Raw genomic sequence first — 17,304 nt, forward strand, 5'->3', positions numbered from 1 at the left:
TTCCGCACGAGTATATGCCTGCGACAGCCAAATCGCCATGTTAGTTGTCCCTCCCCCTTGTGGGGGAGGGTCGGCGCGAAGCGCCGGGGTGGGGGCTGCAACTTGTGGGAACTCAGCAAGTGTTGAGACTACCCTTTCACCCCCACCCGCGCGCCGTTCGCTTCGCTTTCGACGCGCCGCCCTCCCCACAAGGGGGAGGGATAAGAAAGCATTGCGATCTTTACCCGAGCAGCGCCTTGAATCGCGCGAGAAACTGCTTTTCCGCCCGCCCGGCGGACCATGGCGTCACATAATCCTTTTCGGTCGCGGCGGGCAGCTTCGGATCGCGGCCGAACAGGCGCCTGGCCTCGGCCTGCGCGAAGCCTGCAAGGTGCGTCGCCTCCAGATAGGCCGCGCCCATGTCGGCGGCCTTGATCTGCTGCTCGATCTCGGCAGGCAGCACGGCGGGCAGGCCGAAACGGATATGGATCGCCGACAGCAACCGCTTCTCGACCACTTTATATGAGCCGCCGATCACCGCCTTGAACGGCGAGATCATGTCGCCGATGACGTATTCCGGCGCGTCATGCAGCATCGCTGCGAGGCGAATGCTGTGATCGACGCGCGGCGTCTGCTGGCGCAGCACGGCTTCGACCAGCAGCGTGTGCTGCGCGACCGAGAAGATGTGCGCGCCGTTGGTCTGTCCGTTCCAGCGTGCGACACGCGCGAGGCCGTGCGCGATGTCCTCGATCTCGATGTCGAGCGGCGAGGGATCGAGCAGATCGAGGCGGCGGCCCGACAGCATGCGCTGCCAGGCGCGCCCCATCGTCTTCGACGGGGATGGTTTCTTCGCGGTCATTTTGATTTTACGCGCTTCGGCTTCTTCAGCCTGCCGCATGTCTCGTGGCAATGGCACGTCACGAGATGATCGTTGACCATGCCGGTGGCCTGCATGAAGGCGTAGACGATGGTCGGCCCGACGAACTTGAAGCCGCGCGCAACCAGTTCCTTCGACATTTTGGTCGAAACCGGCGTCGCGGCGGGCACCGATGCCGTGGTCTTGAAGTTGTTGATCTTCGGCTTGCCGTCGACGAAGTCCCACAGGAACGCCGAGAAACCGGGACCTTCTTCCATGATCTTCAGATAGGCCTTGGCGCTGTTGACCGTGCCTTCGATCTTGGCGCGGTTGCGCACGATCCCGGCGTCGTTCATCAGCGCGGCGATCTTCTTGTCGCTGTAGCGCACGATCCTGGCCGGTTCGAAATCGTCGAAGGCTTTGCGGAAATTGTCGCGCTTGCGCAGGATCGTGATCCACGACAGCCCGGCTTGGAATCCGTCGAGGATCAGCTTCTCGAACAGCGCACGGTCGTCGTATTCCGGCACGCCCCATTCGGTGTCGTGATAGGCCATGTAAAGCGGGTCTTCGCCCGGCCACGGGCAGCGGTGCAGGCCATCGTCATGCAGGCGCGCGCTTCTCATGCGGAGGCCTGCTTCGGCGCGGCCTTCACATCATCGGGTGACACCAGACTGATCGGCAGGCCGCCCGCGGTCAGCGGCAATCCGGCCTCGAGCGCATCGGACACGCGGTCGGTGCGCAGCAGCGCGAGGCCGACGCCATTCGCCGACGATCCCATGGTACCGACGGCCTTGTCGCCCGCTGTCACCGGCAGGCCGATTTCCGGCACCGAGCCGCCGAGCCGGACGCGGACCGTCCGCGTCCGGGCGGTGCCGCGATGCTGCATGCGGGAGACGACCTCCTGGCCGACATAGCAGCCCTTGTCGAAATCGACGCCGTGCAGACGATCCATGTTGGTCTCGTGCGGGAAGGCGTCGCTGTAGATGAAATCGACCCCGCCGCGCGGCACACCGCAGGCGATGCGGTGTGCTTCATAGGCGTCGCTCTCGCTGACCTCCGCGCCGAGCGCGGTGGCAGTTTCATCCACCAGATCGTCGGGCACGAAAACGCGCCAGCCGAGCTGCGGATCGCGCGGGTCTTCAAACGCGAGGTCGGGCTTCATCGCTGGCGTGCCGCCCCATGCCGCCATCACGCCGAGCTGCGACGACAGGTTGTCGACGGTGACTTTCTTCCGCAGCTTGTAGAATCCGAGTTTGGTGGCGAAGGCCTGCGCGAGCGCCAGCGGACAATCGAACACGAAGCCGCCGCCATGCGCCTCCGGCGCTTCGGTGACTAGAAAATCGACGATGATCTTGCCCTGCGGCGTCAAGAGCGCGCCGAACCGGCCAACGCCGGGCCGCACCAGTTCCACATTGGTGGTCAGGAGGCCGTCGAGGAATGCCCTCGCATCTTCGCCGCTTACTTTGACGACGCCGCGATCCGGCAGAAACGCTGCTTTCATAAGGTTTTCTCGGGATTCTCAAGTTCTTTGGGACAATTCGCCCACTGGTTGTTACACCGCAACGTAAGGCGCTAAGGTGCGGACAACAAGGCCTGCGCCGCCGTGCAACCACAGCATTGAACGCGTAAAAACCGGCCCCAACACCAGACGAGTTTCGAGCATTGACCCAGACATTTGATGTGATCCTGAAATCCGGCACCGTGGTCAACCAGGACGGCGAGGGGGTCCGCGACATCGGCATTTCCGGCGGGCGGATCGCGGAAATCGGGTCGCTCGGTGGAGCCAGCGCCGGCGAGGTGATCGACTGCAAGGGGCTGCACATCCTGCCCGGCGTGATGGATACGCAGGTGCATTTCCGCGAGCCCGGCCTGACCCACAAGGAAGATCTCGAAACCGGATCGCGCGGCGCGGTGCTGGGCGGCGTCACCGCCGTGTTCGAGATGCCGAACACCAATCCGTTGACTGTGACCGAGGAAGCCTTCACCGCCAAGGTAAAGGCCGGGCATCACCGGATGCATTGCGACTTCGCCTTCTTCATCGGCGGCACCCGCGAGAACGTCAATCATCTGCCCGATCTCGAGCGCGCGCCGGGCTGCGCGGGCGTGAAAGTATTCATCGGCTCATCCACCGGCTCGCTGCTGGTTGAGGACGACGACAGCCTGCGCCGCATCTTCAAGGTGATCCGCCGCCGCGCGGCATTTCACGCCGAGGACGAGTACCGCCTCAACGAGCGCAAGCATCTGCGCATTGAGGGCGATCCGCGCTCGCATCCGGTGTGGCGCGACGAGGATGCGGCCCTGATCGCGACGCAGCGCCTGGTGACGCTGGCGCGCGAGACCGGCAAGCGCATTCATGTGCTGCACATCTCGACCAAACAGGAGATCGAATATCTGCGCGACCACAAGGATGTCGCCACCTGCGAGGCGACGCCGCATCATCTCACGCTCGCGGGCCCCGAGGCCTATGAGCGGCTCGGCACCCGCGTCCAGATGAATCCGCCGGTGCGCGACGCCAGCCACCGCGACGGCATCTGGCGCGGCATCGAGCAGGGTATCATCGATGTGCTCGGCTCCGATCATGCGCCGCATACGCTGGAAGAGAAGGACAAGGTCTATCCGGCCTCGCCGTCCGGCATGACCGGCGTGCAGACGCTGGTGCCGATCATGCTGGATCATGTCAACGCGGGACGGCTGTCGCTACAGCGCTTTGTCGATCTCACCAGCGCCGGCCCGGCGCGGCTGTTCAACATTGCCTGCAAGGGCCGCATCGCGGCGGGCTACGATGCCGACTTCACCATCGTGGACATGAAGCGTGAGGAAACCATCACCGACAAGTGGATCGCCTCGCGCGCCGGCTGGACGCCGTATGACGGCGTGAAGGTCAAGGGCTGGCCGGTCGGCACGTTTGTGCGCGGCAAGCGCGTGATGTGGCAGGGTGAAGTCATGACGCCATCGACCGGCGAGGCGGTGCGGTTTCTGGAGACGCTGAAGGCGTAGTGTGTCGCGGCGCTGGTCGTCTTCACGCAGCGGCACGCACGTTGAAGTTTCTTTGTCATTCCGGGATGCGTCACTTGGCGCAGGCCCGGAATCCATTCTTCCTGTGGTTCTGGATTCCGGGTTCGCGCGAAGACACGCGCCCCGGAATGACGGCCGTGGGTATTGCGCGCCACAGAATGAAGGGGTTTGGATTATTTCAATGATCCTTGAAATATCTCTTGCGCGCGGGGTGATATTTCAATAATCATTGAAATATGAACAAGCCGGACATCCTCGCGGCGCTGGCCGCCCTTTCGCAAGAGAACAGGCTGGATGCCTATCGCCTGCTGGTGCAGTCAGGACCTGACGGGATGCCCGCGGGCGAGGTTGCCGGGGAGCTTGGCCTGTCTCCCAATGCCCTCACGTTTCATCTGGATCGGCTGCGCGAAGCGGGCCTTGTCACGGTTCGCCGCGACGGCCGCTCGATGATCTACGCGGCACAGTTCGACACCATGAACGGCCTGATCGGATACCTCACCGAAAACTGCTGCGGCGGCGCCGTCGAATGCGCGCCCGCCGCAGTTGCCTGCAAACCCGCGCGCAAGCGCAGCAAGGTTTCTGCCTGAAAGAAGGAGCGATCCCATGAAACGTCTGCACGTTCACGTCGCCGTCAACGACCTCACCCAGTCGATCGGTTTTTATTCGGCGTTGTTCGCCGCGCAGCCTTCAGTTGTGAAATCCGACTATGCAAAGTGGATGCTGGACGATCCGCGCGTCAACTTCGCGATTTCTGCGCGGGGGCGTGAGGCCGGTCTTGATCATCTCGGCATTCAGGTGGAAGACGCGGACGAGTTGCAGCAGGTCTATGCGCGGCTTCGCGCAGCGGGCGGCGACATCATCGAGCAGGGCGAGACCGCCTGCTGTTATGCCAAGTCCGAAAAGTCATGGATCGGCGATCCCGCGGGCATCTCCTGGGAGACCTTTCTCACCACTGGCGAGAGCATCACTTATGGCGACGGGACCGGCGAGAACGAGGCGCGCATCGCGCACGAGAAAAAATCCGCGTGTTGCGCACCCGAAATGAAGCCCGCTGCGGCTTCCACCTGCTGTTAGAGGTTTACGATGTCGGACCAGGTCTACAATGTCCTCTTCCTTTGCACCGGCAATTCGGCGCGCTCGGTGATCGGCGAAGCGATCCTCAACAAGGTCGGCGCGGGAAGGTTCCGCGCCTATAGCGCCGGCAGCCAGCCGAAAGGGCAGGTTCACCCGGAAACGATCAAGCTGCTGCAAGGTCTCGGCTACGACACATCCGGCTTCCGCTCGAAGTCGTGGGCCGAATTCGCCCAGCCCGGTGCCCCCATTTTCGATTTCGTGTTCACCGTCTGTGACAGTGCAGCCGCAGAGTCATGTCCGATCTGGCCGGGCCAGCCGATGACCGCGCATTGGGGTATTCCCGATCCGGCGGAGGCGACGGGAACGCCGGCGGAGATCGCAGTGGCGTTCAAGGAAGCCTACCGGCTGCTCAACCAGCGCATCGGCGTTTTCTGCGCGCTTCCGCTGCGCGCGCTCGACGACCTGACGCTCGCCAACAGGCTGCGGGATATCGGCATGATGGAGGGTGCGACCAAGGCATCCGAGCCGACCTGATGCCTTCGGTTGCCCAACGCGCCTTCGCCGAATGGCTCGGCACTGCATTTCTGCTTGCCGCCGTTGTCGGCTCGGGAATCATGGCGCAGAAACTGGCGGGTGGAAACGGCGCCCTCGCGCTTCTGTGCAACACGTTGCCGACCGGCGCGATCCTTGTCGTGCTGATCCTGATTTTCGGCCCGATCTCGGGCGCGCATTTCAACCCGGCCGTCTCGATTGCGTTCGCAATGCGCGGCGAATTGCCGTGGTCCACCGCCGCGCTTTACATCGCGGTGCAGGTGATCGGCGGCATCGCGGGCGTCTGGGCGGCGCATCTGATGTTTGAACTGCCGCTCTGGCAGTTCTCGGCGACGGTGCGTTCGGGCGGCGGGCAGTTATTTGCCGAGGGCGTCGCCACGTTCGGACTGTTGCTGACGATTCTGGGATGCGTGGCGCGCGCTCCGCTGGCTGTGCCATACGCCGTTGGCCTGTACATCACATCGGCCTACTGGTTCACCGCATCGACATCGTTTGCCAATCCCGCTGTGACGGTTGCGCGTTCGCTGTCGGATACATTCGCCGGTATTGCACCCGCGGGCGTGCTGCTTTTCATCGTCGCGCAACTCATCGGCATGCTGGCCGCCGTCACGGTGGGCGGCTGGCTCTGGCGGCGATCGGCTGCGAAGCCAGCGTAGCCCGGATGGAGCGCTGATTTCTCCACCCGTCATTCCGGGATGCGCCGAAGGCGCAGGCCCGGAATCCATGATGCAAGAATCTCGTGAGCGATTGTGGATTCCGGGCTCGCGCGAAAACGCGCGCCCCGGAATGACGGCAGAAAATATCGGGCTCGCGTAATCAAGCGTGGCCCGGATGGAGCGCAGCGCAAATCCGGGGACAGCCACACAATGTTGGCGCTGTTGCCCGCATGGATATCTCAGTTCGTCATTCCGGGATGCGCTTCTTGGCGCAGACCCGGAATCCAGATTAGCTTGCAATCCCGGGATAAAGATCCACCCACTCGCGATTGTTTTCTTCAATCAGCCGAATCTTCCAGGCCCGCCGCCATTTCTTCATTTCCTTCTCGCGGGCGATCGCGATCAGCGCCTCATCATAGATTTCAAACCAGACCAGTTTATCCACTCCGTATCGCGTGGTAAAATCATCAACGGCCTTGGTTCGATGTTCGTATCCGCGCCGCACGATGTCGTTCGTCACGCCGAGATAGAGCGTGCCGTTCTTTTTGCTCGCGAGCATGTAGACGTAGTAGGCCATCGTAACCGCATGGCTATGGATTCCGGGCTCGCGCGAAGTCGCGCGCCCCGGAATGACGATCTTTAACTGCATCCACCTTCTCATAAACGGATAGATGTCGCAGCGCCGCGCTTGACATTTCCCACGAAAAGACTATATTCCTATTCATCCCGTCCCCGTCATGAGGGGCGTTTCGCGATCGTCACGATACGCGGGGCGGGATGCGGTGGCCGCGTGCGGTGTTCGATCGCCGGATGCGCGCGAAACTTCTGTCTTCGGACAGATCGTGCGCGGACAGCGATGACGACGACGCCGTTCGCGGACGGCCCAAGTCGCGATATCCCGGCGCATCGCCTGCGCCATGGGGCAGCGCCAAGGCTTTCTCCTCGTACAGAGGGAGAGCGGCGGCGTATCAGTCCCCTCCAGCGGTGGATCACTCAGGCTCGCCCACCGGGGGTCTTCGCGAAGCAAGCCGTTCCAACCATTGCGTGCGGAGCGCCGGATGAAGCGGCGTGACCGTGGTGAAGACACTCGTGCGCTTGTTTCCATTGCGCATGAGGCTGCGGATGCGCTTGCGCATCCGGCGTTCCGCGCGCCCTCATTTCGAGGGCAAGCGATGCAGGAGTTTCGGGCGCCCCCGCGCCGTCACAACAACAGGGGCGATGGCGCTTGTCATTTGCGCGAATGGGGCAAGCCCCACGCGCGCGGGCTGTTTGAAAACTGAATCGGAATGTGGATGCGAGCGTTTCAACACACTCAGTGTCGTCCCCGCGAAGGCGGGGACCCATAGCCACTGGATTTGGCGGTGACGAAGAAAGACGTTGATCTGTTTTCGCGACAGGATCGATAGCGCAGGGAGTATGGGTCCCCGCCGGAACCTGTCATCGACCCGGCCATGACGACCTGTGTTGGCGGGGACGACGTGAAGAGGGTTGCGCGCGATGCGCGTCTTACTGCTTGAACTCGACCACCGAGAATTCGCCGCTGCGGATGCGGCCGGCGAGACCTTCGACGAATTTCGCCACGGCGTCTTCGCCATAGGTGCTGACGAGTTCAGCGAACGCGGCGAACAGGCTGGCCTGCGCCAGGCAATCGCCATCGACGCCGTCATGACGCGCTTCCGCCCAGGCCTCGTTGAGGTAATTCAGCGCCGCCCGCTTCTGATCCTGATCCGGCGAAAATCCGTGAGCGGGCGTCCATGGGTAAGGATGCGACATGAAATCAATTTGCCTGTGGAACGCGTCCGGGCGGACTGCACGGGTTGAAACTGCACAGAGCATTAGCATGCAGGGCGGGACCCGCGAGCCGGTTCTTTAGGAAAGGTTAACGGTGGGAATTCAAGTTATCCCGATATTTTCGGCATTCGCTTTCGGGCCGGGGAGCGCCGTCCACCGGAAATGTCAGTTGGCGTAACGCGCCGTCAGGTCCCGCGAGATTTTCGAGCCTTCTTCCAGATAGCGGCGGATGGCGACGGTCGCTGCCGGCGTGCAGGAGCGGTAGGTCTGCTGGAACCCGTTATAGCCCCGGTTGAAGCTCGCGATCATCCGGCTGCGGCGCTCGCCGGACGGGGTCTCGGCATCCACCAGCGCCTGCATTTCGGCGCGCCACTTCTGGCCTTCATTGGTGCCGCAGATGCCGCGCAGGTAATGCAAGGTGCCGAGAATTTCGGCCAGCCGCTGAAGATCGCCGTCGAACGGCGCAGCCGCATCCTGTGCCCGGACCGGAACCGGACCAGCCACTGCCGCCACCAGGAAAATCGCGAAAATCCGCTTCAGCATCAGGGCCGCATATGCCCGTTCAGCGGGCCGGAAGCAAGGTAGAGGCTATAGGCCCATCAGGGTGCAGGCGGAGCGAATCGTCTCGTCCAGCCCCTGGGTCACCCGCAGGCCCTTCACTGCTTCTCGCGGGGGCAGCCATTTAGCGTCGTCCAGTTCGTCATTGAGGGCGACTTCATTGGCGACCCAGCGGGCGGCGAACGGCAGGACGACAAAATGGCCGTGGCCGCCGGTTCGTGGGGGCAGGGCTTCGCGATAGCCGATCAGGCCGACGATCTCGATGATGAGGCCGGTTTCCTCGCGGACCTCGCGGGCCAGCGCTTCGGTCAGGCTTTCGCCGAACTCCACCCGGCCGCCGGGGAACGTGTAGACGCCCTTGGCCGGTTCGCGGGCGCGCCGAACCAGCAGGATCTTGCCGTCGCGGAAAATCCCGGCGCTGACGGCGAGCTGCGGGCCGGTATGGGAAAAGCCGGTCACGGTCAGCGGTTCATGATCTGGTCGATGTCGTCGGCATCGCTGCTGCTGCCGTTGATCATGGAGCCTGCCAGGGTGACGAGCGGCTTGACCCAGCCCGCGGCCTGCTCAGCCAGAATGGTGCGGGTGTCGGAATGCCGGACCTGGCGCATGGCCTCGCCAACCGTGGTCAGGATCGAGGTCATGGTCGCGGTGATGTTGTCGAACTCGGCGCGGACGGCGGGATCGCTCGAATCATAGGCGCTGATGGCAAGGTCGCGGGCCTTGAAATGCGAGGCCGCGAAATGCTCGCGATAGCTCATCGGCTGCCAGCCGAGAAAGTCCTCGAAACACTCGGGAATGTCGGGGATCATCTCAAGCAGCATGATCGCTTCGTTGAAATGATTCAGGTAATCGGTGGCAAGGCCGGTGCGGGGATTGATGTTGGCGTCGCGCAGCCGCTGGGCGCGGGCGGCCATGTCATCGGCCAACCGGGCGTCTGAAGGGCCGCGCTCGTCGTCAGCGGGGGACATGGCGTGCAGGGCGGAATTCGGCATCGTGATGATGTTTGGGCATCGCAGGTTAAAGGTGGCTGAACAAGTTTCGCTTATGTGTCATTTTCCGTCGCCAAGGCTTCATTTCCGGGTCTTTTTATGTGCGGGCGATACCTGATTACATCATCTCCCGAGGCGCTGCGCCGGCTGTTCGGCTATGGCGAGCAGCCGAATTTTCCGCCCCGGTACAACATTGCTCCGACCCAGCCGGTGCCGGTAGTGATTCTCGAAAACGGCGTCCGCCAGTTTCGGCTGATGCGCTGGGGTTTCCTGCCGTCATGGGTGAAGGACCCCCGCACGTTCGCGCTGGTCATCAATGCGCGCGCCGAAACCGTCCTCGAGAAGCCATCGTTCCGCAACGCCATCCGGCGGCGGCGGTGCATTCTTCCGGCGGATGGATATTACGAGTGGAAGACCTCACCCACGCGCAAGCAGCCGCATCTCATCCGCCGGCGTGACGGCGCGCCGATCGGTTTTGCGGGCGTGGCCGAAACCTGGATGGGACCGAATGGTGAGGAGGTCGACACCGTGGCGATCGTGACGGCTCCGGCCGCCCCGGAGATGGCGGCGCTGCACGACCGCGTTCCGGTGTCGATCGAGCCGCGGGATTTCGATCGCTGGCTCGATGGCGGCGAGATCGATCTTGAGCCTGTGATGGAGCTGCTGGTCGCACCGCCTCAGGGGACTTTCGTCTGGCACGAGGTTTCAACCGCGGTGAACCGTGTCGCCAATGACAGCCCGGATCTGATCCTGCCGTGCAGTGAAGAGGATATTGCCATCGCTGAGGCTGCCAGCCGCAAGCAACCCAAAGAGCAGCAACGAAAGGTCAAGGTCTCCGCGCCCGAAGAGGATAACGGGCAGGGCTCCTTGTTCTAAAAAGGCCGCCGCTTCAAGGAACCACGCGCTGATCTCATCTCATGGCGTCATCGGGCGGCCGTCGAGCCACTTGGCGTAGATGACGCGCTCCTGCTCTTCGTAGCCGAGCGTCTCGTAAAATGCCTGCGCATGGGTATTGCCGGGGCGAACCATCAGCTGAAGCTTTTCGATACCGCGCTCGCGCAGCCAGTCTTCGGCGGCATTGAGGATGGCGCGGCCGTGGCCCGTCTTGCGGTGAGCCGGGTCGACCGCGACATAATAAACCCAGCCACGATGCCCGTCGTGTCCGACCATAATCGTCGCCACAATGGCATTTCCATCGCGTCCGACCAGAACGTCGGAATTTGGCTTCTTGCGTGCGCGATCGAGATCGGCGCGGGGTTCGTTCCACGGTCGCGTCAGTTCGCAGCGTTCCCACAGCGCGACGACCGCGGGAATATCGGTATCCTCGGCGACGCTAACGGCGAGATTGCCTTTCAACATTGCCGATGAATCGGTCACAGCACCTTGCCCGGGTTCATGATGTTAAGCGGATCGAGCAGATGCTTGATCGATCGCATGATGTCGAGTGCTACCGGGTCCTTCACATGAGGCAGTTCATCGCGCTTCAGCACGCCGATGCCATGTTCGGCGGAAATCGATCCGCCGTGCTTGGCGACGACCGCATGCACCACGTCGTTCATGTCGTGCCATCGCGCAAGGTAAGCCGCTGTGTCGGCCCCAATCGGCTGGCTGACATTGTAATGGATATTGCCGTCGCCAAGATGACCGAATGCAAACGGGCGGGCGCCGGGAATGAGCTTGGTCACGGCGGCGTCGGCTTCGCGCAGAAATTCCGGCACGGCCGCGACCGGGACGGAGATGTCATGCTTGATCGAGCCGCCTTCGGGCTTTTGTGCCGGCGAAATAACCTCGCGCAGTTTCCAGAACGCCGCGCGCTGATCGAGATTGGCGGCGATCACGGCGTCGTTGACGATGCCGTCCTCCATGCCTTTGCCAAGGATCGCTTCGATGGTGTCGCGGGCGTCGTCGCGCGGTGAGGAGACTTCCATCAGCACATACCAAGGGTGGCGGCCCGACAGCGGCGCGCGGATCGAGGGTCCGTGCTTGACCGTGAAGTCGATGGCGATCTGCGGGATCAGTTCGAAGCTGGTCAGGCTTCCGGCGGCGATGTTGCGCGACATATCAAGCAACGTGAGCGCATCTTCCGGCGAGACGATGCCAGCGAATGCCGTCTCGATGGAGCGCGGCTTCGGAAACATCTTGAGCGTCGCGGCGGTAATGATGCCGAGCGTGCCTTCCGCGCCGATGAAAAGATCGCGCAGGTCGTAGCCGGTGTTGTCTTTCTTCAGGCTCGACAGGCCGTGCATGATGCGCCCGTCGGCGAGTACGACTTCAAGCCCGAGCACCAGATCGCGCGCGACACCGTAAGCCAACGCGGCGATGCCCCCGGCATTGGTGGAGAGATTGCCGCCGATGGTGCAGCTTCCTTCCGCACCCAGCGACAGCGGGAACAGCCGGTCGGCATCGGTCGCACGCTGCTGCGCGTTGGCGAGGATCACGCCTGCTTCGACGGTCATCGCGTTGGATTGTGTATCGACGGTGCGAATCTTGTCGAGCCGCCGTGTCGAGATCACCACTTCGCCATTATGCGGCGTCTGGCCGCCGACGAGGCCGGTATTGCCGCCCTGCGGCACCAGCGCGGTTCTGGTTTCGGTGGCGAGCTTGCAGATTGCGGAGACTTCCTCGGTCGAGCCCGGACGAAGAACCAGTGGTGAGCGACCTTGAAACAGCCCGCGCTCTTCCGTGAGGTACGGGGCGGCGTCTTGGGGATCGGTCACCGCATACTTCTCGCCGACGATCGCGGTAAAGCGCGCCAGCAACTCAGACGACAGAACGGAAGGCGGCGGCTGCACGATATTCATGTTCTATTCCCGTTCAGCTTCGCGGCACGGCCGCGCGTTGCAGGCGATCGTTGATGGCTTCGCCGAGACCCTCATTCGGCACGGCCATTACCGCGATGGTACGGGATCCGCCCGCATCGAGTTCGCGAAGATAACCGAAAAGATTCGCGGCAGCCTCCACCAGATCGCCGGCTTCCGACAAATTCATGACACTTGCCTGCTCGGAGCCGGGGATCGTGCGGGACCCGAACGCCAGCAATGCTTCTCCGGCCTCCAGCCGGTGTGCATTAAGCCGGACCGGGGTGCGCGGCGCATAGTGCGAGGCCAGCATGCCCGGCGCCAGCGGAAGAGCATCGGCTGAACTGCTGTCCTCCGGCATGCGTGCGAGTTTCTCTCCCAGCACGCGCTCGATGTCCTCGCGGGGAAGGCCGCCGGGCCGCAGCAGCAGCGGCGTCTCGAAGCAGCCGACGATGGTGGATTCGACGCCGACCGACACCGGCCCGCCGTCGACGATGAGATCGATGCGGCCAGCAAGATCGCCGAAGACATGCTCTGCCGTCGTCGGCGAGACATGCCCCGAGATGTTCGCTGATGGGGCGACAATAGGCTTTCCGAAAGCCCGTAAAATCTCATGGGCGACCGGATGCGCAGGGACGCGGACGGCAATCGTCTCGAGCCCGGCAGTAGCGAGATCGGACACCGGACATCCTGAAGCTTTCGGCAGTACCAGCGTCAGCGGTCCCGGCCAGAAAGCTTCCGCGAGCCGGAGACTCTTGTCATCGAAGCGGGCAATCCGCTTTGCTGCCTGCAAATCACCGACATGGGCAATGAGAGGATTGAACGAGGGGCGTCCTTTTGCCTCGTAAAGCCGGGCCACGGCGCGGGCATTGGTGGCGTCCGCGCCCAGCCCGTAGACCGTCTCGGTCGGAAACGCGACAAGTCCGCCGTCCTTGAGGCAGCGTGCAGCGGTGGCTGCGGCGCCGGTGGCAGGGATTATTGCCGTATTCAAACCAAGTTTCATCGCTTGAGCCGCGCCATCGTGGCGTTTTTGAGGGATATGATCCCTTATACAGCTTCTTGCGGTTCGCGAGAGCCGACGCTATACCGGCGCCCATGTCGGAGTGTGGCTCAGCCCGGTAGAGCACTGCGTTCGGGACGCAGGGGTCGCAGGTTCAAATCCTGCCACTCCGACCATAACTCCCGGAAAAATCGGCATATTTCCCAGTTTTTCGTTGCCGGCGGATGACCCGCCCGCCTGAGGTGCGCCCCTGCGTCAGCGCCCGCCGGTCTTGGTCCAGTTTTCGCCGCCGCAAATCGCCCCGAGACAGCCTTCGACGCGGAGCGTGTTGGGGCCCATCCAGGCGATCTTGCTGTCATATACCCCGCCGTCGTCGGCGTTATAGATGCGGCCGGCCCAGCGGCCGGGGCCGGCGGGATTCATTCCGATGAAAAGCTGGACACCGATCATCGGCCGGGAGGCAAGGGTGGCGTTCGGATTTTTCGAATCGGTCTGCGGGCGGCCTGTCGCCGGATCGATCGCCTCGCGCAGCCAGACCACTTTCCCGCAGAGCGAGCTTCCGCATTGGGAGACCTGAATTCTGGCGTCGCCCTTCTCGGTGAGCCAAATGCCGCTGGGCGACCCTTCGTCGTTTGCCTGTGCAGAACTCCAGCTGCCCAATAAAAATGCCAGCGCCAAAATGAGATTCAATTTTGAATTCATGATCAACCTGTATTGCTCCGAAGCCCCCGGCGCTGGAGCGAACCTATACAGGCCGATCCGTTATTCAAGCCGAGGAACCATTCTGATCGGCGTGTTTTTAGCGATTGTCACCTCGCAGACACCATCTGCCGGTTTTCGCGCCGGCTGCGGCGGGCTGTCGTCATTGATGCGTTCAGGATGGCGTAAATCGCGTCATGGATATTGCTTTCACGACGTTATTCGGGCCCTTATACGGAAGCCTGATTCAGGCTTTATTACTGCTGCCAGCCGGCCGAGGGCATGCACGAACTTATTCGCGATATTACCTTTTCGATCCTGTTTGCATGGGTGCTTGGGCTTGGCGCGCATTTTTTCCGCCAACCCTTGATTCTTGCCTATCTGGTCGCCGGGTTCGTGATCGGCCCCTACGGCGTGGGCTGGGTCAAATCGCAGGAATCGATCAGCACAATCTCCGAACTCGGCCTGATCTTCATGCTGTTCATGATCGGGCTGGAAATCGACCTGAAGAAGATCATACGGGCCGGCCGCGTCATTCTGTTTGCCGCCGGGGGTCAGTTGATCGGCGCCTGCGTGCTCGGCCTCGCTTTCTTTGTCGCCATCGGCCTGTCGCTGGGCGGGGGTAAGTTCGATGCCCTTTATCTGACGGTCGCCTGTGCGCTGTCGAGCACAGTCATCATCGTCAAGGTGCTCTACGAGAAACGGGAACTGGATACGCTGCCGGGACGCATCACGCTCGGTGTCCTGGTGCTTCAGGACATTTTCGCGATCCTGTTTCTCGCGGTGCAGCCGAGCCTCGCCGATTTGCAGATCAGTATCGTGTTGTTGTCGATCGGCCGCGTCGGGTTGCTGGTCGCGACGGCGATGATCCTCAGCCGCTTTGTGCTGCCGAAGATATTTCACCAGATCGCGCGCAGCCCCGAACTGGTCATGCTCGGCGCACTGGCATGGTGCTTCCTGATTGGCGAAGTCGCCGAACGCCTTCATCTCTCGCGCGAGATGGGATCGCTCGTGGCCGGCGTGTCGCTCTCGACATTTCCCTATGCGCTCGACGTCACGGCGAAGGTCACCACGCTGCGGGATTTCTTCATCACGCTGTTCTTCGTGGCGCTCGGCATGACGATTCCGATTCCGAATTCGTCCACGATCTGGCTGGCGCTGGTCATTGCGGTTTTCACGGTGGTGAGCCGTATCGTCACGACGTTCCTGCCGCTTTACTTCATGAAGCAGGGACTGCGCGCCAGCCTGCTGCCCGCGCTCAATCTCGCGCAGATCAGCGAATTCTCGCTTGTGGTGATTCAGACCGGCATCATCGCGGGACACATCACGCCAGAGACATCCAGCGCGGCGTCGTTTGCATTCGTGATCCTCGCGGTTCTTTCGACTTTTGTGATCATGCGCAGCGATCCGATCACCCGGTGGGCCATCGGTGCGCTGAAGCGCATCGGATTCCGCGATCTCGACCAGACCCAGACGGGCGATGCCGAGCATGAGGGCGGGCACGGCGCGGCACGGCGTATTGTCATTCTTGGTTTCTTCCGTGCGGCGAGTGCGCTCCTGAGCGAGATCGAGCGGCAGAACAAATCTTTGCTCGATCAGATCAGTGTCGTCGATTTCAATCCGAACGTGTTTCGCACGCTCACGGCGCGCGGCATTCACGTCATTTACGGCGATATCAGCAACATCGACACGCTGCTGCACGCCGGCGTCGGCAAGGCCGAGATCATCATTCTCAGCGTGCCGGATTCGCTGCTGAAGGGCGCCAACAACGAGAAGCTGGTCCGCCACGTCCGGTCGATGAATCCCAACGCGAAGATCATTTCGACCGCGGACCTGCTGGCAGATGTCAGGGACCTTTACGCCGCCGGCGCGGATTATGTGACGGTGACCCGCATTACCGACGCCGAAGAGCTTTACAAGGTCATCGACGCGGCCGACCAGGGCCTGCTTGAAGACAAGCGCGCCGAGATGGACGGCCTTCTGAGCGAGCGCCGCGAAGTCCTGCCCTGAGGTTCCGGCCGGTGGCTCTGCCGGAGCGCGTTCCGCCGTGCGGAAGCTCGCTCGTTTAAAACTGCGAAATCCGTTCCCCGGGCAAGTCGGGACCCCTTGCCGGGATTTGGCAGGGGCATATCTCTTGTTTCAACCCGTCAAAGGCCGATGGATGACGGCCATGTGGACGGGACAGTTGCGCGGGCCCGCGCCCTGCGCCATACGATCTGCACCCTTTTTGACAACAAGAGCGCGTTATGGCCCATCCTATCCCCGAAGTTTTGAAAGCGTTTGCGGCGGGCGAAATCGTCGTGGTCACCGACGACGACGACCGCGAGGGAGAGGGCGATCTGATCGTCGCCGCCACGCTTTGCACGGCGGAGAAGATGGCTTTCATCATCCGCCACACGTCGGGCATCGTCTGCGCTCCGATCACCGCCGATAATGCCCGCCGCCTTCGGCTCGATCCGATGGTGGCCCATAACGACTCCAACCACACCACCGCGTTCACGGTCTCGATCGACTACAAGCCCGGAATGACCACCGGCATTTCGGCGGAAGAGCGCACGGTCTGCTGCCGGGCGCTCGCCAATCCCAATGCGGGCGCCAGCGATTTTGCGCGCCCCGGCCACATTTTCCCGCTGATCGCGCGCGACGGCGGCGTCCTGCTGCGCTCGGGCCACACTGAAGCGGCGGTTGATCTCTGCAAGCTGTGCGATCTGCCGCCGGTCGGCGTCATCAGCGAACTGATGAACGACGACGGCACAGTGATGAAGGGCGAGCAGGTCGTGAAGTTCGCGGCCAAGCACAACCTCAAGCGCGTCACTATCGCTGACATGATCTCGTACCGGCAGGCGCGCGAGAAGCTGATCGAGCGGGTCTCGACCTTCACCGTCGACAGCCCGATCGGGCAACTGGACGGCTACGCCTATCGTTCGCCGTTCGATCCGATCTATCACGTCGCTTTCGTCTACAAGGGCGTCGGCAACGGCCAGAACGTGCTGACGCGTTTTCACAAGCCGAACATCGTGAAGGATATCTTCTTTGGGTCGGGCCGTGTGCTCGCGGCGCTCGATCATTTCAAGAAGAACGGCAGCGGCGTGCTGGTCTACCTGCGCGACGGCGCCGCGGGTGTGCCCGTCGCACCGATCGCCGAAGACAGCTCTGCGGAAGCGGACCGTCACCGGCAATGGCGTGAAGTCGGCGTCGGTGCGCAAATCCTGCGTGATCTCGGCGTGACATCGATCCGGCATCTCACCTCATCGACGCACGATTACAAAGGCCTCTCGGGATTTGGCATCGAAATCGTCGCCAACGAGCCGTTTGAGGGCTAGTACCGCGTTGTGCC

21 protein-coding genes and 1 tRNA gene are annotated in these 17,304 nt (G+C 62.5%); 9 read left to right on the forward strand and 13 right to left on the reverse strand.

Annotation, left to right across the window (positions count from 1 at the left end; translation table 11 throughout):
- Nucleotides 1-220: 220 nt before the first annotated feature.
- From AC1Q6J_RS04395 to ygfZ, 3 genes are read right to left on the reverse strand one after another with little or no spacing between them, the layout of a single operon-like run.
- Nucleotides 221-838 carry a YfbR-like 5'-deoxynucleotidase gene (locus AC1Q6J_RS04395; RefSeq protein WP_492278109.1) on the reverse strand — a complete coding sequence of 206 codons (618 nt, stop codon included), beginning with the start codon at nucleotides 836-838 and terminating at the stop codon, nucleotides 221-223.
- Nucleotides 835-1,458 (reverse strand): DNA-3-methyladenine glycosylase I, encoded by a 624-nt coding sequence (locus tag AC1Q6J_RS04400; RefSeq protein ID WP_492278110.1) that lies wholly within the window; start codon nucleotides 1,456-1,458, stop codon nucleotides 835-837. The genes AC1Q6J_RS04395 and AC1Q6J_RS04400 overlap by 4 nt, the downstream gene beginning before the upstream one ends.
- Nucleotides 1,455-2,336 (reverse strand): CAF17-like 4Fe-4S cluster assembly/insertion protein YgfZ, encoded by an 882-nt coding sequence (gene ygfZ, locus AC1Q6J_RS04405; RefSeq protein WP_492278111.1) that lies wholly within the window; start codon nucleotides 2,334-2,336, stop codon nucleotides 1,455-1,457. The genes AC1Q6J_RS04400 and ygfZ overlap by 4 nt, the downstream gene beginning before the upstream one ends.
- A gap of 161 nt (nucleotides 2,337-2,497) precedes the next feature.
- On the opposite strand from ygfZ, the gene AC1Q6J_RS04410 reads away from it, so the two are divergent.
- From AC1Q6J_RS04410 to AC1Q6J_RS04430, 5 genes are all read left to right on the forward strand, one after another.
- The gene (locus AC1Q6J_RS04410) at nucleotides 2,498-3,832 is read left to right on the forward strand and encodes a dihydroorotase (RefSeq protein WP_492278112.1); all 1,335 of its coding nucleotides are present in this window, start codon (nucleotides 2,498-2,500) and stop codon (nucleotides 3,830-3,832) included.
- A gap of 254 nt (nucleotides 3,833-4,086) precedes the next feature.
- Nucleotides 4,087-4,437 carry an ArsR/SmtB family transcription factor gene (locus AC1Q6J_RS04415; protein ID WP_492278113.1) on the forward strand — a complete coding sequence of 117 codons (351 nt, stop codon included), beginning with the start codon at nucleotides 4,087-4,089 and terminating at the stop codon, nucleotides 4,435-4,437.
- Between the two features lie 16 nt (nucleotides 4,438-4,453).
- Nucleotides 4,454-4,924 (forward strand): ArsI/CadI family heavy metal resistance metalloenzyme, encoded by a 471-nt coding sequence (locus AC1Q6J_RS04420; protein ID WP_492278114.1) that lies wholly within the window; start codon nucleotides 4,454-4,456, stop codon nucleotides 4,922-4,924.
- A 9-nt stretch (nucleotides 4,925-4,933) separates the two neighbouring features.
- A complete protein-coding gene (locus AC1Q6J_RS04425; protein ID WP_492278115.1) occupies nucleotides 4,934-5,458 on the forward strand; it encodes an arsenate reductase ArsC in 525 nt (174 codons plus the stop codon).
- Entirely contained in the window at nucleotides 5,458-6,132 is a 675-nt protein-coding gene (locus AC1Q6J_RS04430) for an aquaporin (protein ID WP_492278116.1), read from the forward strand. The genes AC1Q6J_RS04425 and AC1Q6J_RS04430 overlap by 1 nt, the downstream gene beginning before the upstream one ends.
- 289 nt (nucleotides 6,133-6,421) lie before the next feature.
- On the opposite strand, the gene AC1Q6J_RS04435 is transcribed toward AC1Q6J_RS04430, so the two are convergent.
- The 6 genes from AC1Q6J_RS04435 to AC1Q6J_RS04460 all read right to left on the reverse strand — a co-directional run bounded on the left by AC1Q6J_RS04435 (nucleotide 6,422) and on the right by AC1Q6J_RS04460 (nucleotide 9,449).
- Nucleotides 6,422-6,781 (reverse strand): GIY-YIG nuclease family protein, encoded by a 360-nt coding sequence (locus tag AC1Q6J_RS04435; RefSeq protein ID WP_492278117.1) that lies wholly within the window; start codon nucleotides 6,779-6,781, stop codon nucleotides 6,422-6,424.
- 109 nt (nucleotides 6,782-6,890) lie between these two features.
- Nucleotides 6,891-7,064, reverse strand: coding sequence for a hypothetical protein (locus tag AC1Q6J_RS04440; protein ID WP_492278118.1), 174 nt, complete (start codon nucleotides 7,062-7,064; stop codon nucleotides 6,891-6,893).
- Between the two features lie 574 nt (nucleotides 7,065-7,638).
- Entirely contained in the window at nucleotides 7,639-7,905 is a 267-nt protein-coding gene (locus AC1Q6J_RS04445) for a hypothetical protein (RefSeq protein WP_024576083.1), read from the reverse strand.
- Between the two features lie 183 nt (nucleotides 7,906-8,088).
- Nucleotides 8,089-8,466: a TIGR02301 family protein gene (locus AC1Q6J_RS04450; protein ID WP_492278119.1), complete on the reverse strand. Its 378-nt coding sequence runs from the start codon at nucleotides 8,464-8,466 to the stop codon at nucleotides 8,089-8,091.
- Between the two features lie 45 nt (nucleotides 8,467-8,511).
- Nucleotides 8,512-8,940, reverse strand: coding sequence for an NUDIX hydrolase (locus AC1Q6J_RS04455; RefSeq protein WP_492278120.1), 429 nt, complete (start codon nucleotides 8,938-8,940; stop codon nucleotides 8,512-8,514).
- Nucleotides 8,941-8,942: 2 nt separating this feature from the next.
- Nucleotides 8,943-9,449: a hypothetical protein gene (locus AC1Q6J_RS04460; RefSeq protein WP_492278163.1), complete on the reverse strand. Its 507-nt coding sequence runs from the start codon at nucleotides 9,447-9,449 to the stop codon at nucleotides 8,943-8,945.
- Between the two features lie 120 nt (nucleotides 9,450-9,569).
- Here AC1Q6J_RS04460 and AC1Q6J_RS04465 point away from each other — a divergent pair, with 120 nt between their 5' ends.
- On the forward strand, nucleotides 9,570-10,346 hold the full coding sequence (locus tag AC1Q6J_RS04465; RefSeq protein WP_492278121.1) for an SOS response-associated peptidase: 777 nt from the start codon (nucleotides 9,570-9,572) through the stop codon (nucleotides 10,344-10,346).
- Nucleotides 10,347-10,385: 39 nt separating this feature from the next.
- Here AC1Q6J_RS04465 and AC1Q6J_RS04470 read toward each other — a convergent pair whose 3' ends face one another.
- The 3 genes from AC1Q6J_RS04470 to AC1Q6J_RS04480 are packed head-to-tail and all read right to left on the reverse strand — an operon-like array spanning nucleotide 10,386 to nucleotide 13,271.
- Entirely contained in the window at nucleotides 10,386-10,829 is a 444-nt protein-coding gene (locus AC1Q6J_RS04470) for a GNAT family acetyltransferase (protein WP_492278164.1), read from the reverse strand.
- A gap of 14 nt (nucleotides 10,830-10,843) precedes the next feature.
- The gene (locus AC1Q6J_RS04475) at nucleotides 10,844-12,271 is read right to left on the reverse strand and encodes an FAD-binding oxidoreductase (protein ID WP_492278122.1); all 1,428 of its coding nucleotides are present in this window, start codon (nucleotides 12,269-12,271) and stop codon (nucleotides 10,844-10,846) included.
- A 13-nt stretch (nucleotides 12,272-12,284) separates the two neighbouring features.
- Nucleotides 12,285-13,271 (reverse strand): L-threonylcarbamoyladenylate synthase, encoded by a 987-nt coding sequence (locus AC1Q6J_RS04480; protein WP_492278123.1) that lies wholly within the window; start codon nucleotides 13,269-13,271, stop codon nucleotides 12,285-12,287.
- Nucleotides 13,272-13,367: 96 nt separating this feature from the next.
- Here AC1Q6J_RS04480 and AC1Q6J_RS04485 point away from each other — a divergent pair.
- A tRNA-Pro gene (locus AC1Q6J_RS04485) sits at nucleotides 13,368-13,444 on the forward strand.
- A 79-nt stretch (nucleotides 13,445-13,523) separates the two neighbouring features.
- Here the strand turns inward: AC1Q6J_RS04485 and AC1Q6J_RS04490 are convergent.
- Nucleotides 13,524-13,970 (reverse strand): DUF2147 domain-containing protein, encoded by a 447-nt coding sequence (locus AC1Q6J_RS04490; RefSeq protein WP_492278124.1) that lies wholly within the window; start codon nucleotides 13,968-13,970, stop codon nucleotides 13,524-13,526.
- A 279-nt stretch (nucleotides 13,971-14,249) separates the two neighbouring features.
- On the opposite strand from AC1Q6J_RS04490, the gene AC1Q6J_RS04495 reads away from it, so the two are divergent.
- Together AC1Q6J_RS04495 and ribB are read left to right on the forward strand one after the other, a co-directional pair.
- A complete protein-coding gene (locus AC1Q6J_RS04495; RefSeq protein WP_492278125.1) occupies nucleotides 14,250-15,977 on the forward strand; it encodes a cation:proton antiporter in 1,728 nt (575 codons plus the stop codon).
- 236 nt (nucleotides 15,978-16,213) lie between these two features.
- Complete coding sequence (gene ribB, locus AC1Q6J_RS04500; RefSeq protein WP_492278126.1) at nucleotides 16,214-17,290, forward strand: 3,4-dihydroxy-2-butanone-4-phosphate synthase; 1,077 nt, start codon at nucleotides 16,214-16,216, stop codon at nucleotides 17,288-17,290.
- Nucleotides 17,291-17,304 lie beyond the last annotated feature (14 nt).

It is taken from the genome of Afipia sp. MLSD5-FHT05B12 (assembly GCF_058793355.1).

What these genes read in the sequence shown, in the direction of transcription:
- AC1Q6J_RS04395 (WP_492278109.1), bottom strand. Translation starts at nt 838, where the DNA reads ATGACCGCGAAGAAACCATCCCCGTCGAAGACGATGGGGCGCGCCTGG.
- AC1Q6J_RS04400 (WP_492278110.1), bottom strand. Translation starts at nt 1,458, where the DNA reads ATGAGAAGCGCGCGCCTGCATGACGATGGCCTGCACCGCTGCCCGTGG.
- ygfZ (WP_492278111.1), bottom strand. Translation starts at nt 2,336, where the DNA reads ATGAAAGCAGCGTTTCTGCCGGATCGCGGCGTCGTCAAAGTAAGCGGC.
- AC1Q6J_RS04415 (WP_492278113.1), top strand. Translation starts at nt 4,087, where the DNA reads ATGAACAAGCCGGACATCCTCGCGGCGCTGGCCGCCCTTTCGCAAGAG.
- AC1Q6J_RS04420 (WP_492278114.1), top strand. Translation starts at nt 4,454, where the DNA reads ATGAAACGTCTGCACGTTCACGTCGCCGTCAACGACCTCACCCAGTCG.
- AC1Q6J_RS04425 (WP_492278115.1), top strand. Translation starts at nt 4,934, where the DNA reads ATGTCGGACCAGGTCTACAATGTCCTCTTCCTTTGCACCGGCAATTCG.
- AC1Q6J_RS04430 (WP_492278116.1), top strand. Translation starts at nt 5,458, where the DNA reads ATGCCTTCGGTTGCCCAACGCGCCTTCGCCGAATGGCTCGGCACTGCA.
- AC1Q6J_RS04435 (WP_492278117.1), bottom strand. Translation starts at nt 6,781, where the DNA reads ATGCAGTTAAAGATCGTCATTCCGGGGCGCGCGACTTCGCGCGAGCCC.
- AC1Q6J_RS04445 (WP_024576083.1), bottom strand. Translation starts at nt 7,905, where the DNA reads ATGTCGCATCCTTACCCATGGACGCCCGCTCACGGATTTTCGCCGGAT.
- AC1Q6J_RS04450 (WP_492278119.1), bottom strand. Translation starts at nt 8,466, where the DNA reads ATGCTGAAGCGGATTTTCGCGATTTTCCTGGTGGCGGCAGTGGCTGGT.
- AC1Q6J_RS04460 (WP_492278163.1), bottom strand. Translation starts at nt 9,449, where the DNA reads ATGTCCCCCGCTGACGACGAGCGCGGCCCTTCAGACGCCCGGTTGGCC.
- AC1Q6J_RS04465 (WP_492278121.1), top strand. Translation starts at nt 9,570, where the DNA reads ATGTGCGGGCGATACCTGATTACATCATCTCCCGAGGCGCTGCGCCGG.
- AC1Q6J_RS04470 (WP_492278164.1), bottom strand. Translation starts at nt 10,829, where the DNA reads ATGTTGAAAGGCAATCTCGCCGTTAGCGTCGCCGAGGATACCGATATT.
- AC1Q6J_RS04475 (WP_492278122.1), bottom strand. Translation starts at nt 12,271, where the DNA reads ATGAATATCGTGCAGCCGCCGCCTTCCGTTCTGTCGTCTGAGTTGCTG.
- AC1Q6J_RS04480 (WP_492278123.1), bottom strand. Translation starts at nt 13,271, where the DNA reads ATGAAACTTGGTTTGAATACGGCAATAATCCCTGCCACCGGCGCCGCA.
- AC1Q6J_RS04490 (WP_492278124.1), bottom strand. Translation starts at nt 13,970, where the DNA reads ATGAATTCAAAATTGAATCTCATTTTGGCGCTGGCATTTTTATTGGGC.
- AC1Q6J_RS04495 (WP_492278125.1), top strand. Translation starts at nt 14,250, where the DNA reads ATGCACGAACTTATTCGCGATATTACCTTTTCGATCCTGTTTGCATGG.
- ribB (WP_492278126.1), top strand. Translation starts at nt 16,214, where the DNA reads ATGGCCCATCCTATCCCCGAAGTTTTGAAAGCGTTTGCGGCGGGCGAA.